The 14,188-nt window shown below is 63.7% G+C and carries 10 protein-coding genes; 6 read left to right on the forward strand and 4 right to left on the reverse strand.

The genetic code is table 11. The features are described 5' to 3' along the window. The 3 genes from groEL to EPO50_RS26190 form a co-directional block, all read left to right on the forward strand. The coding region (groEL, locus tag EPO50_RS26180; RefSeq protein ID WP_296349098.1) for a chaperonin GroEL at positions 1-1,051 on the forward strand (1,051 nt) is incomplete at its 5' end. 97 nt (positions 1,052-1,148) lie between these two features. Continuing rightward, positions 1,149-1,700 (forward strand): lysozyme inhibitor LprI family protein, encoded by a 552-nt coding sequence (locus tag EPO50_RS26185; protein WP_296349099.1) that lies wholly within the window; start codon positions 1,149-1,151, stop codon positions 1,698-1,700. Then, the gene (locus tag EPO50_RS26190; protein ID WP_296349100.1) at positions 1,684-2,130 is read left to right on the forward strand and encodes an NUDIX domain-containing protein; all 447 of its coding nucleotides are present in this window, start codon (positions 1,684-1,686) and stop codon (positions 2,128-2,130) included. Before EPO50_RS26185 ends, EPO50_RS26190 begins: the two co-directional genes overlap by 17 nt. On the opposite strand, the gene EPO50_RS26195 is transcribed toward EPO50_RS26190, so the two are convergent. The 4 genes from EPO50_RS26195 to EPO50_RS26210 all read right to left on the reverse strand — a co-directional run bounded on the left by EPO50_RS26195 (position 2,067) and on the right by EPO50_RS26210 (position 4,747). Then, positions 2,067-3,131 (reverse strand): hypothetical protein, encoded by a 1,065-nt coding sequence (locus tag EPO50_RS26195; RefSeq protein ID WP_296349101.1) that lies wholly within the window; start codon positions 3,129-3,131, stop codon positions 2,067-2,069. The two genes, EPO50_RS26190 and EPO50_RS26195, sit on opposite strands and share 64 nt — an antisense overlap. A 1-nt stretch (position 3,132) precedes the next feature. After that, on the reverse strand, positions 3,133-3,426 hold the full coding sequence (locus EPO50_RS26200; protein ID WP_296349102.1) for a DUF1330 domain-containing protein: 294 nt from the start codon (positions 3,424-3,426) through the stop codon (positions 3,133-3,135). A 10-nt stretch (positions 3,427-3,436) separates the two neighbouring features. Then, a complete protein-coding gene (locus tag EPO50_RS26205; RefSeq protein WP_296349103.1) occupies positions 3,437-4,300 on the reverse strand; it encodes a sulfurtransferase in 864 nt (287 codons plus the stop codon). A gap of 90 nt (positions 4,301-4,390) precedes the next feature. Continuing rightward, positions 4,391-4,747 carry a hypothetical protein gene (locus EPO50_RS26210; protein ID WP_296349104.1) on the reverse strand — a complete coding sequence of 119 codons (357 nt, stop codon included), beginning with the start codon at positions 4,745-4,747 and terminating at the stop codon, positions 4,391-4,393. A 124-nt stretch (positions 4,748-4,871) separates the two neighbouring features. Here EPO50_RS26210 and EPO50_RS26215 point away from each other — a divergent pair, with 124 nt between their 5' ends. The 3 genes from EPO50_RS26215 to EPO50_RS26225 form a co-directional block, all read left to right on the forward strand. Continuing rightward, the gene (locus tag EPO50_RS26215; protein ID WP_296349105.1) at positions 4,872-5,810 is read left to right on the forward strand and encodes an AEC family transporter; all 939 of its coding nucleotides are present in this window, start codon (positions 4,872-4,874) and stop codon (positions 5,808-5,810) included. A 20-nt stretch (positions 5,811-5,830) separates the two neighbouring features. After that, positions 5,831-6,253: a large conductance mechanosensitive channel protein MscL gene (gene mscL / locus EPO50_RS26220; protein ID WP_296349107.1), complete on the forward strand. Its 423-nt coding sequence runs from the start codon at positions 5,831-5,833 to the stop codon at positions 6,251-6,253. A 324-nt stretch (positions 6,254-6,577) separates the two neighbouring features. Beyond that, positions 6,578-14,188 (forward strand): DUF4347 domain-containing protein (locus tag EPO50_RS26225; protein WP_296349110.1); only part of this gene is annotated, 7,611 nt, incomplete at its 3' end.

A 14,188-nucleotide genomic window follows, 5' to 3' on the forward strand; every position in this document is an offset into this window, starting at 1 on the left:
CGGCTATCTCTCGCCGTACTTCATCACCAACGCCGACAAGATGATCGCCGAGCTCGACTCGCCGTACATCCTGCTGTTCGAGAAGAAGCTCTCGGGCCTGCAGGCGATGCTGCCGGTGCTCGAGTCGGTCGTGCAGTCGGGCAAGCCGCTGCTGATCATCGCCGAGGACGTCGAGGGCGAAGCCCTGGCGACCCTGGTCGTGAACAAGCTGCGCGGCGGCCTCAAGATCGCTGCCGTCAAGGCGCCGGGCTTCGGTGATCGCCGCAAGGCGATGCTCGAGGACATGGCGATCCTGACCGGCGGTCAGCTGATCTCTGAGGACCTTGGCATCAAGCTCGAGAACGTCACGCTCGACATGCTCGGCAAGGCCAAGAAGGTCATCGTCGAGAAGGAAAACACCACGATCGTCGACGGCTCGGGCAAGAAGGCGGACCTCCAGGCCCGCATCTCCCAGATCCGCGCGCAGATCGAGGAGACCACCTCGGACTACGACCGCGAGAAGCTCCAGGAGCGCCTGGCCAAGCTCGCCGGCGGTGTTGCGATCATCAAGGTCGGCGGCGCCACCGAGGTCGAGGTCAAGGAGAAGAAGGACCGCGTTGACGACGCCATGCACGCCACCAAGGCGGCTGTCGAAGAGGGCATCGTCGCCGGCGGCGGCTCGGCTCTCCTCTACGCGATCCGCGCGCTGGACAAGATCCGCGCCGGCAACGACGACCAGAAGGTCGGTATCGAGATCGTGCGTCGTGCGCTGCAGGCGCCGGTCCGTCAGATCGCCGAGAACGCCGGCTTTGACGGCGCGGTGGTCGCGGGCAAGATGCTCGACCAGAAGGACGCGAACTTCGGTTTCGACGCCCAGAAGGGCGACTACACCGACATGATCAAGTCCGGCATCATCGATCCGGTCAAGGTCGTGCGTACCGCGCTGCAGGACGCCGCTTCGGTTGCGGGTCTGCTCGTGACGACCGAAGCCATGGTCGCCGAGAAGCCCGAGAAGAAGGCCCCGATGATGCCGCCGGGTGGCGGCGGCATGGGCGGCGACATGGACTTCTAAGTCCAGTCGACGACAAGAGTTGGAGAAGGCCGGGGAGCAATCCCCGGCCTTTTCTTTTTTGTGCCAAGTCCTGCCGCGCTGATATCCTTCGGCACACATGACCGAATTCATAATGCGGTGTTCCGCGACAGCCCTGGTTCTCCTGTCTCTGATCGCCAGGACGGAGCCTGCGTCGGCGCGCCAGCTTTCCGATTTCAAGGTGAGCGAGCAGGTCGTTCTCCAGTGCGTCGAAACTGCCGAACGGGCGAGCGGCAGCGGCAAGGCCGATCAGGTGCGCGATTGCATCGGGCGCGAAACGGAAACATGCCTGAGTGTCATGGGAACCGGCGGGCCGTCCGACAGCGAAGTGCTGTGCGCTTCGTCCGAAACCGCGGCCTGGTACGAGATCAGCAAGAAAGCCTATGCCGCTCTCCTTGCCTCCGTTGCCAAGGAAGATAAGGCCAAGCCGAAGGGCACGCAGCCTGCGTTGCCGGCCCTCCATGAGGCCCACAAGAAGTGGGAAGCCGCTGCCGGCGACGATTGCATCGTCGCACGGCTCCGGTCGGAACAGGGAATACCGGGCGTCGCTGCGTCCGCCCGATGCTGGCGCGACAAGCATGCCGAACGGGCATTGCTGTACCGGAGATGGTTGCGTGGTGCCGCCTACTGAGGCTACCGCCAACGCTGCGCCGACGTCGATCAAGGGCGTCGTGCTGGACCGCGACCGGGTGCTCCTGCTGGTGAACGAGCGTGGCGAGTGGGATCTACCGGGAGGGCGACCCGATCCCGGCGAAGATCACGGCGCGACTTTGATGCGAGAGGTCCGCGAGGAGACCGGCCTAGCGGTCAGGGTCGGCGCTTGGCTCGACGAGCACCTGTTCGAAGTGCTGCCGCAGCGTTTCGTGCGCATTGTTGCCTATGCCTGCACTCTGGAGGGTGCGATGCCCGTGGCCGTGAGCCACGAGCATCAAGAGATACGCTGGGTGCCTGTCGCGGATCTCGCTGAGACGTTCGGCGGCTACAGGCTGCCGAGCGGTTACCTCGGCGCGATACGCCAGGCGATCTGCCAGCCCTTGTCGCCGAGCACGCGCGAGGTCTGAACGCCAAGGAAGCGATCGTGCGCAGCGGCGGCGCCGAGCCAGAGTTCGTTCCAGGCATCGAACGCAGCCACGGGGTCGACAAGCGTGAGTTCGCGTACGGCACGCCAACCGGCCACCCGCACGATCACACCGCCGTCCTTCTCGTCGACCGCGACATCCTCACCGCCGGCGGCCAGCACGGCTGACAGCCAGCGGCCGAAGTCGCGCGCGCTGGCAAGGTCGCCGCGCTCGACATCGGTCGGCAGGTCCATGTCGCGCGCCGTTTCTTCGTGGAACTGCAGGCCAACGAGGCGGGCAACGCGGCCCAGCTCCTTCTTCGTATCTTCCGGTCCCAACAGCTCCTGCAGCGTCGGCAGCATGGTGCGCAGATACTCCAGCGCATAGGACCGGAAGGTGCGCTGCTTGCGTTCCTCCGGCCAGTTCGCCGTCTCCAGCTTGGGCTGGTTCGACCAATCGACCCGCGGCATCTCCTCGGTACCGTAGGCGAAGCGTATGCGCTCCTCTTCCTTGATCGGATGGCCATAGTCGAAATAGTAGCCTTCGAGGCCCGGCAACCCGTCGACCGTCATGCCGGTGCAGACGAAGCCCAGGCGCGGATTGCCGAGCGACTCGCCATTGTGTCCGTGCCAGCCGTGCAGCATCGCCGCCGACACCGAGTGCGGCACCGCCGCGATCGCCGTGCCTTTCCAGATCCAGCGCGGCGGCGGATAGCGCACCCAGGCCTTGGTATCGCTTTCGCGCAGATAGCCGGTCTTCACACCACCCAGCGCATTGGAGTGATAGTGATAGAGCGCGCAGGCCGGTGCGTCTTTCTCGTCAGCGAGGCCGAGCTTCTGCAGGCCCGGCAGGAACTTCTCCAGATGCTGGCGGCGGAAGTGACGGAACACATACTCACGCGCCGTATCCTCGCCCCTCCGTGTCACGAGGCTCAGGATCAGCGCTGTCATCAACGCGTTGTAGAGTGTGCCAACCGCTTTATAGGCAGCGGTGCCAGCCTTCACATCAGCCATTGTAGCCGTCGACCAGGATGGCTTTGGACTTACCGGCTTTCAGGCGCATCTCGAGGATCGGTTTGTAGTGATCGGAATCGTAGAACGCTTCGGCCTGGGCGAAGGTCGGGAATTCCAGCACGACGACACGGGAAGGAGTCCAGCCGCCCTCCAGCGTCCGGCACGTTCCGCCGCGCACGATGAACTTGCCGCCGAACTTGGCGACGGCGCCTGGCGTATGCTTGCGGTATTCGGCCATCAAGGCCTCGTCGGTCGTTTCGACCTCGACGATCATGTAGGCAGGCACTCTTTCCTCCTCAGCCCGTTTGCATCGGCAGGCTGGGATCGTTGGCCCATTCCTGCATGGAATTGTCGTACACCGAGACGTTCTTATGGCCGAGCAGAGCCGTGAGCACGAAGGCATCGAGCGTGGCTGCTATGCCGCCGCCGCAATAGACCAGCACGCGCTTGTCGGGCGCGGCGCCGACACCGTCGAAAGCGGCGCGCAGGTCGGCGATGGGCTTCAGCGCCTTGTCGGGACCAAACAGGCTCGCCGCCGGCACGCAGGAAGAGCCTGCGATGCGACCGGCGCGACCATAGACAACGCCGCCCGTGCCGTTGTGCTGATCGTGGCTGAGCGCATTCAGCGTCAGCGTGTCCGCTGCACCAATCGCGCTCTTGATCTTCTCCTTATCGACGAAGATTTCGGGCCGGCCCCGTAAGGTGAGCGTCGCCTCGGGATGAGTCGTGGCTTCGGTCGAGAGCGGGCGGTTCTCCGCCTTCCATTTGTCGAGGCCGCCATCGAGGATCGCCACGTCGTCGAAGCCCACGGCGCGCAGCATCCACCAGATGCGACTGGCCCAGACCGGCGACGCGTGGCTGTAGAGCACCACGAAGGTGCCATGGCCCACGCCCTTGGCGGCAAACGCCTTGGTCAGCTCTTCGAGCGACGGCAGCGTGAAGCGCAGCTTCGAGCTTTTGTCGGAAAGGTCGGCCTGGAGATCGAGAAAGGCGGCGCCCGGGATATGGCCCTTGTCGTAGTTGGCGCGACCGCTCTCGGCGATGTAGCGCCCATCGGGTCCGGGCTTGAGATAAGTGGTGCAGTCGAAGACTCGCACCGCTGGCGCGCCGAGCTGGCGTGCGAGATCGTCCGTCGAGATCAGGTTGGCCGAATGGGCCATGGTGCTCTCCCGTGGTTGGGGAGAGCGGAGACTAAGACCCTGGCCGGCTATCGGCCATCTCCCCAATGATGGGGAGTGCGGGGTGCGGAATTAGATCGTCTTAGAGGGCAGCGGCGGCACAACGACCGGGCCGTTCGACGGCTGGGTGGTCGGCATCGGCGCGGCGGAAGGTGCCGGAGCCTGGCCGAGATCGGGCTGCTTGGGCGTCGACGCTGCCGTCGGCTTCTTGGTCTTCTTCGCCGGCTGCGCCTTGGCCAGGTTGACCTTCTTCAGGCAAGCGGTGCGCTGCGAGGAGCTCTTGATCTTGTTGCAGGCCGCCGCGGAGCCAGCTTTGGGCTTGGCAGTGGGCGAGGGGGTCGGTGAGGGCATGGTCTCGTCCTGGGCGAAGGACGGAGCAGCAAACGCGACCGCGGCCAATGCGGCCATGCCGGCGATCAACAGACGCATTTCGGTTTCTCCCGGGCCGCTTGCGATGAGGGGACGATGCGGCCTCGCTATGAGCGAAAAATCTATGTGATTCGTACCATTTATGTCAAATTCTTAATCGTTTACAGCAAGTGAAATCTACGCCGTGCAGGCCATTCTCAACGTCGCCTTCCCGATCTTCGGGGTGATCCTTGCAGGTTACCTCGCCGGCCGTTGGCGCATCCTGGGCGGCGAGGCGACTGCGGCGCTCAATGCCTTCGTGAGTTATTTCGCCCTGCCGGTGCTGTTCTTCGGGACGCTGGCTCGCACGCCTGTCCAGGCGGTGCTCGATCCGGCCCTCCTGGGCGGGTTCGGGCTGGCGGTGCTCGCCACGTTCGTGGTCGGCATGATCACCACGCGCCTGGTCTCACGGGGCGGCCTGGCAGCGATGAGCCTGCAAGGCATCGCCTCCTCCTGGGGCAATGTCGGTTACATGGGCGTGCCACTCTGCCTGGCGGCCTTCGGCGAGGCCGGCCTGCCGCCGGCGATGCTGAGCGTCATCGTGACAGCGGTGATTTCGATGGTTTTCGGCGTCATGCTGATCGAGCTCGAGGTCGCCGCGGGGCACGGGCCGATCCGCACCTTCTTCCGGGCCGCCTTCAACGTCGCGCGCAACCCGCTGCCGCTTTCCATCGGCTTCGGGATCGTGGCGTCCTGGATCGGCCTGCCGGTGCCGGCGCCGGTCGAAAAATGGATAGACCTGCTGGGGGCGGCGGCGGCGCCCTGCGCCTTGTTCGCCATCGGGCTCTTCCTGTCGGACAAGTCGATCAAGAGCGGGCTGGCCGAAGCGGGTCTCGCCACCTTGATCAAGTTGCTGTTGCAGCCTTTGCTGGCAGCGCTGATCCTGCCGGCGTTCGTCGATATCCGCTCGGTTCCGGGTCAGGTAGCGCTCCTGATGGCGGCCCTGCCGACGGCGGCCAACGCCTTCGTGCTCGCCAAGCAGTTCGACCTGTCGGTCGAGCAGAATACGGCAGCCGTCCTGCTCTCGACGGCCTTCTCGGTGATCACGGTTTCTGCTTTGCTGGTATGGCTACGCGTGTCCTGAGGAAAAAAACGGAGGGTGAGATGCTCCAGGAATTCAAGAAATTCGCGATGCGGGGCAATGTCGTCGATCTCGCCATCGGCGTGATCATCGGCGCTGCCTTCTCCAAGATCATCGACTCGCTGGTCGGCGACATCATCATGCCGATCATCGGCCGGATCGCCGGTGGACTCGACTTCACCAACTACTTCATCGGCCTTACGCCCGCCGCCAGCCAGGCCACGACCTACGATGCTGCGAAGAAGGCCGGTGCCACCCTGGGCTACGGCACCTTCCTCACCGTGACGGTGAACTTCCTGATCATCGCCTGGGTTCTCTTCCTGGTGATCAAGGGCATCAATCGTGTGGCCAAGCGGGAAGAGGCTGCCCCGCCTCCGCCTCCGCCGCCCAGCAAGGAGCAGGAGCTCCTGGCTGAAATCCGGGACCTCCTGAAAGCGCGCACCTAGCCACCAGCACTTCGGAGAATATTTTGAAACGCCCGCCCTGAAATGGCGGGCTTTTCTTTTTGTATATTGCTTTCCGCCTATCCGAGTGAAATTTCCATATACATGCATATTTCTCTAGACGGAATTAGAGCAGAATGTTAAGCGAATTCTCCATAATAGCATTTTGGCTGTAGTAACTTTTTTGGCATTGTCCGTGCCGACTTGGGGATGTGGGTGAAGAATAGGCTAATTCGGAGCGACCTCGTCTAGAGGCAGCGTCGATTACTGCGTTGCTACGGCAATTTGCGGCCGATTCTTCATGAAAACAGTTGGTGGGTGTGTGCCATGAGTTTCGTTCTCGAACCTCGTATGCTGTTCGACGCGAGTATTGTTGCAACGTCGACGCAACCAAAGAACAATGAATCTGCATCGCAGAATGCGACATCAGCAGCGGACCATGCCGCCGCCAGCGCCTCCAGCCACGATGCTCCGGCGGCTGATGCGACGGTAAAGACCGCCGAGTCGCCCGACGTCAAAGATCCGCAGCACGCCGCGCAGAAGAACGACGCGACTACGCCCGCTGCCAACGACAAGTCGGCCCAGACCGACCGCACGCCGCAATCCTCTGGCGCCCCTGTAGACTCCGTCCTGTTCGTCGACCCGCGCGTGTCGGGCTGGAAGGCGTTGGCCGACAGCGTGTCGTCGAACACCAAGGTCGTGGTCATCGATCCGACGCTCGACGGCATCACGCAGGTCACCAAGGCCCTCGATGGGATGCATGGCATCAAGGAAGTCGACTTCCTGACCTACGGCCAGGCCGGCCAGATCGAACTCGGCGCCTCGACGGTGACTGACGCGACCCTGCATGCGCGGGCGCAGGACATCGCCGGCTGGCGTGACAGTCTGGCCGACAATGCGCAGATCCAGTTCTGGGGCTGCGATGTTGGCGCTGGCACCACGGGTGCGGCCTTCGTGAACGACCTGCATGCGCTGACAGGTGTCGGTGTCGCAGCCTCGACTGATGCGACGGGTCTCTCGACTCTGGGCGGCGACTGGGCTCTGGAGCGCACTGCCGGCAATGTCGATCCGACGATGCCCTTCAGCGTCGCGGCAGCGGCGGCCTACGACAGTGTGCTCGACGCTCCGACCGCGGTCGTGACGCTCTCAGGTCCGATCACGGACGTCCTGCTCGGCAACAGCTTCACGCAGACGCTCACCTTCGACAACACGGCGTTGAACGGCGTGGGTTACGGCCCGTTCGTCCAACTCTTTGTGCCGACGGCGGAGGGCACCGCAGCTGTCGCCGACTATCGCGCAACGCTCACGTCGGCGAAGTATCTCGGGGTCGATGTCAGCGTCCAGACGATCACCTTGTCGACGACGGTTCCCGGCCATGCCGGCGTATTGGGTGCCATCAACCCGCTGCTTCTCGACGCCAGCGGCCAACCGACCTTCGTGGCGGCACCCTCGGGCTTCCAGGCTGGCGACACGATGTACGTGCTCACCTTGCCGTTCGGTAGCTTCACGGCGAACCAGCCGAAGGCCGAGGTCACCCTCACCTTCGCTCTCGACAACCGCAGCGAGCTCACCAACAGCGGCGGCCTGAAGATGGTCGCCATCGGCGGCTATCAATACGGCGCCGATGCACTGAACAATCCGGGCACTGACGCGCCCGTCCTTGGCTCCAGCGTGACGTCGAGCCTCAACGTCAAGCTGCTCAACGTGAAGACAGAGGTTAGCACGGAACCGGGCGAAGGCGAGACGGCCACCGGTTCGAGCCATCCCGGCAATTATGTCATCACGCTCGAGCCCGCACCCGCCACCAGCGGCCGGCCGATCAACAATCTCGCCTTTACGATGCAGCTGCCGAACGATGTGCAGTGGACGGGCGGCACCATCGCTATCAGCGGCGGCGGTGTTGCTGAGGTCACGCCCTCGACCAGCGGTCCGGGCGGCACGCTCACGGTGCGCTTCGCGTCTCTTTCGGCGCAGCAGACGATCAGTATCCCGATCTTCGTTCCGCAGGCCGCGGTCGGCGGTGGTCAGGTCATCGACCCGGGCACCGGCAACCCAGAGCCGGTCAACCTGAGCCCGACCTACTCCTACACGGCGAACAACTGGACGCCGGCGGCCGGCTCATTTGATTCCGGCTCCAAGGTGGTCAGCGGCAGCGGTAACGGCACTGACCCGACCTTCACGGCCAAGTCGCTCGCCGTCCAGGTCGACAGCGACATCTTCACCGATACGGCCGCGACCGGCTTCTCGCCGGGCGACATCGTCAAGTACACGATCAAGTTCCAGGTTTCGGACTACTTCGATCTGAGCCAGCTCAAGCTCGAAGACATCCTGGGCGATGGCATGACCCTGCTGCCGGGCATGTCGCCTGTGCTGAGCGTCATTCGCAACGGTGGGACGGCCGTCAACATCGACTTCGGTGCCATCGCCGACGGCATGACGACCGACAACGGCCAGACCGTGGCCACGGCCGGGACGGCTGCCTTCTGGAACTACGTCGCGCGCAATGCCAGCGGCCAGACCGCGATCAATTTCGATGTCGGTGGTCTGCTGGGCGCGCAGCCCGGCGGTAATGCCGTGCTTCAGGGTGCGGCGGGCGGCACCGAAGGAACGGTTACTTTCTACGCCAAGGTGCTCGACCGCTATACCGACACCCATGGCGGTGCGAGCTTGCGCGAGAGCGATGTGACGACCAATACCGTCACGGGTTCTGGCAAGGTCACTAGCCATATCCCAGGCTCCACAGCCGTCGATGAGTCCGACACCTCGGGCGTCACCGACGAAGTGGCGCGTGGCAATCTGACGATGGAGATCACCAAAGTCGGCAGCACGACGATCAACCCCGGTGACCCGGTGAAGGTTCAGGCGGGCGAACTCGTCACCTACACGGTGACCTACGATCTGACGCAAGGCGACTACGGCAATCTCGACCTCAAGGCCTTCCTGCCGCTGCCTGTCTACAATCTGACGACGATGACGGCCGGCAACGGCACCGACGTCAATACCTTCACCGTGCTCAGCAACCCGTCGGGCGGCACGCCGACGGCGACAGTCGATACGGTCGGCAACGCCATCAGCTTCAACTTCGGTACCCACGACAACACCGGCAATGCCGGCGGCCAGAAGGTCACAGTCCAGTTCACCGTGCGAGCGTCGGACCAGCCCTTCGCTGACGGGCTCGCGCTCACCAGCCAGGCGCAGGCGTCCTATACCAGCGCTGCCGGTACGAACGTCTCCGACACGGCAATTCGCCAGCAGACGATGCTGGAGCCGAGCCTGATCACGAAGACCGGTGTCGTGTCGCTGGTCAGCAATACCGGCACGGCCGAGGGCGGCGCGACTTATGCCGGTGATACCGGCACCCCCAATGCGAACCCAACCGGGATTTTCCAGCCGTCCGGCAACGGCAGCGTCTTCACCGGTACGATTCCTGACACCATCGCCGGCACCAACGCGCTGAACCAGAACGTCTCGGGTGCCGACGGCCGCGATTCCGTACGCGTCGTACAGACCGTCGAGAACGTCGGCCACGGTGTTGCCTACGACGTGATCGTCCGCGGGACTTTGCCGTCGGGCTACAGCGCGGCGGATGTCACGAACCTCAAGGTGACGCGCGGCGACGGAACGGTGCTGGCCTTCACCGGCACCACGGCCCAGTTCTTCTCGGCCACCGGCATCCAGATCCATGGTGGCGACGGCACGCAGAACTCGGTCGTGCTCGAGGCCACGGGCAACGCTCAGAACAGGGACATCGTTTACGTCACCTACGATCTGAAGCTCACCGACACCCAGGCGGTTGGCACGACGCTCGCGCTGGCGGGCTCGATCCTGAACTGGTCGAGCGCCAACAACAGTGCGGGTTTCGTCAGCGGCGGCACGCCGGTTGGCGGCACGGCCAGCAATCTCACCGACGGCGCGACCGTCGCGACGAACAACGCGAGCTTCACGAAGGTCATCTCGAGCACTGACAATCCCAACACGACGGGTAACAACGTCGTCGTCGGCGAGACGATCACCTACACCTTCACCATCACCCTGCCCGAAGGGCAGATGGACAATGTCACGTTCACGGACGTGCTGCCGCAGTACCTGACCGATGTCGTCATGGGCAGCGTCACGCTCGGCACCAACGTGACGGCCGACGGCACGCTGACGCTCAACTACAATGCGGGCACGCGTACGGTCACCGCGAACTTTGGCGACATCAAGAACGCCAATGTCGATGCCAATGGTACGGTCACCTTTACCGTCACGGCAAAGGTCGCCAACGATGGCACCGTCGGCAACAACTCGGCGCTGCCCAACACCGGCACGCTGAACTGGGACAGTCACACGCTGAACGGCTCGGTCACGGCGACGGAGCGCGATCCCGGCGTCACTGAGACCATCACGGTCAACGATCCCGACAATGTGGTCCACAGCGGCCAGACACTCACTTACACATTCAGCGTCACCAACAATGGCGACGCGCCGGCGGAAGGTTTCTTCGATACGATCGTGCTGCCGACCGGCCTGACCTGGGTCAATAGCAGCCTGGTCCAGACTTCACTCATTGCCGGTGTCACGATCGATGACGCCGCCCACACGATCTCTATTGTCCGGCTGCCGCCGGGTCAGACTGCGACCTTCACCTTCCAGGCAACCGTCAACAACGACCTCGCGGCGAATACGTCCCTGCAGGTCCAGACGTCGAACGCTCCCGGCACCTATACGTCCATGCCGGGCACCGTGACGGGCGAGCGCAGCTATCAGACCACGACTTCGAAGACGGTGACGACGGGCGTGTTCACGCCGGTTCTGGTGATCGTCGACGAGTCGAATGGCACCGATACGACGAGCCCGCCCACGCCCGCGAGCCCGGCGACAACCGCCGAAGTGGTTCCCGGCGAACTGGTGCGCATGAGGGTCTATGTGGAAATCCCCACAGGCCTCAACAACAACGTCAATATCGTCGTCAACATTCCTAACGGCCTGCAGTACGTCGGCAGTGCCGAGATAGTGTTGGCGAGCGCGAATGGCTCGATGATTTCGTCCGTCGTCGATCCGGCTGGTAACACCGCGGGGATTCAAGCCGACAGCAGCGTCGGCGGTTTCAATCCTGCAACCTACAATTTGACAACGCCTCTGACCGGCGCTGCTATTACCGGTGGCGTGGGTGATGGTGGCGACGTCACCTTCAGCCTTGGCACTGTTCAGAACAACGCCAATTCGGCCGTCAAGAACTACGCCATCGTGGAGTTCACGGCGGTCGTCCTGAATGCAGCTGGCAATCAGAGCGGCACCACCCTCGATACGTCCGCCACGGTAGGCTCCGCCACCTCTACCAACGCCAGAGTGACGGTGCAGGAGCCCAACGTCACCATCAACAAGGTCGTCGAGTCGATCAACCAGGCGACCGGCGAGGTGAAATGGAAGGTCACGCTCACCAACAACGGCAATACGACCGCCTATAACGTCAACCTCAACGATACTCTCGCCGGCAACCAGAGCACGATCAGCGGCCTCACATTGTCTGGATCCGCTGCTGATCTGCTCATCTCTTCGGGCGACGGTACTAGTGCGCTGCTGGCCTCGATGACCCTCGGTGTCAACGTAACGGAGACCTTCACCTATACGACCACGGTGATCGACCGGACCCAGTCGGTCGCGAACGCCACGGCGACGGTGACCTATGCGTCGCTCGACGACACCAACGGCTTCATTACGGCCGGCAACTTCCACGACACGGCCTACGACGGTGATGGCATCGGCACATCTGGCGCCGCTACAGGCGAGCGCAACGGTGCCGGCGGCGTCAACGACTATGCGAAGAACACTTCCATCGGCCTCGGCCTTGTCCAGGGCAATGTCTGGAACGACGTCGGTTCGGCGCTGAACGGGCAGGACCTCGGGCCGAACTCGGCATCCGACACGCGGCTGCAGGGTGTCACCCTGACAGGAGCCTGGACCACCGGCACGTCGACAACGGTTACCGATGCGAGTGGCGCCTACTCCTTCCTGCTGCCCACCAACGTCACGACGAACGTATCAGCTCCGCTGACGACGACTTCGTCTTCGACCGGTGGTGGCACCGAGACGCTGATTTACTCCACGAACGGCACTGCCGGCGTGCTGTTCAAGCATACCGAGAGCGGCCTCGTCGCCGGCGATGCGCTGTACACGGTCACGGCCAGCGGCGTGACGGCGATCACGGGCGTCAACTTCGGCTACCGTCTGGTCGATACGGCGCCTGTCATCTCGACCTGGGGCGACAACACGGCTGCCGGCGCCGTCCAGTACACGATCGGTGGTTCGGCCGTCGGGCTGAGCACCGGCAGCACCGGAGTTGCGGATACGCAGCTCGATTCGCTGGTGACCAACGGTATCGGCGACTACGGCAACACCGTCCTGACCTTGGTCCGTAACGGCGGCGCAAACAGCGGTGATCTGTTTGGCGGCGCGGGAAATGCGAGCACTGGCCTCTTCTTCAACGGCAGCAGCGTCGTATTCAACGGCGTGACGATCGGCACCTACACAATGGCCGGCGGCACGATGTCAGTCACTTTTGCGTCCGGCACGAATGCGGCATCCGTCCGCGACGTCCTGAACAACGTCAACTACGCGTTTACCGGCAATGCGCGCACGCTCGACAGCGGCATCACCATCAATGCGACGCTGAGAGACAACAACACCCAGACCGGTACGATCGACGGCAATCGCTTCCAGGGCACCGGCGGTGAGATGACCAGTCCCGCTGCGCAGGTCCGTATCGAAATCGCGCCGGCGTCGGTCGGTGCCGCCTTCCAGGAGCCGAACAACACGCCGGCTACGGGCAAGGCTGTCGCTCTCGTGCCGAACCTGACGCTGGTCAATGACCAGTTCACGCAGATCGTTCTGACCGTCTCGGGTGGCTATCAGAACGGCGAGGACGTGCTGTCCTTCAACAATGTCGGCATGGGCAACATCGCCGGCGTATGGAATCCGGCTACTGGCACGATGACGTTGACCTCCGCCGGCGGCATAGCGACCACGGCACAGTGGCAAGCCGCTCTGCGTGCCGTCACCTATCACGACACGAGCGATACGCCGAACACCGGCATGCGCACCGTGACCTTCAGCGCGGCCGCGACCGATGGTTCCACAATTAACGGCAATCTCGCCACTGTCACCGTGGCGCGTGCGAATGATTCGCCGGTGCTGGCAGACGTCAACCTGACGCTCCCGCACCAGACCGAGGATAATCTCGTCGCCCCGACGGGCGCCGTTGGCTTCCTGGCGTCGGCCCTGGTCGGTAACGGCACCGGGCCGAACAACGTCACCGATCCGGATGGTCCCTCGACCGTTCCCTCGACGCCGGGTATGGCGATCACTACGGCGGATACCAGCCAGGGCAGCTGGTGGTACTCGACCGACGGTGGCAACAACTGGTCTCAGTTCGCCTCGAGCAGCCTGACCGCTATCTCCGACGCCAATGCACTCCATCTCGTGGCCGACGGCAACACGCGGATCTACTTCCAGCCCAAGACGACGGACTGGAACGGAACTGTCACGACGGCTCTTAGATTCCATGCTTGGGATCAGTTCAGCCCGACGACGCCGATTGCCAACGGTACCTTGGCCAACATCGGCAGCGGCCACGACGCGGGTGAGAACACGCCGGGCAGCGCCTATTCGTCGGCCTTCGATACGGTCGCTCTGACGGTCGATGCGGTAAACGATGCGCCTGTGGCGTCGGGCACGGCGACGTTCCCGTCGATCAACGAAGACGCGACGCCGCCGGGCCAGACGGTGTCGAGCCTGTTCACGCCGCGGTTCAACGACACGCGCGACATGGTGTCGGGTGGCTCGTCGGCGAACACGCTGGCGGGTATCGCGATCACGGCCAATGATGCGACGGCGGCTCAGGGTAACTGGCAGTACACGCTGGACGGCACGACCTGGGTCAACGTCCCGCAGACCGGG

Origin of the sequence: Reyranella sp. (genome assembly GCF_004297405.1) — a bacterium.
Classification (GTDB): domain Bacteria; phylum Pseudomonadota; class Alphaproteobacteria; order Reyranellales; family Reyranellaceae; genus Reyranella.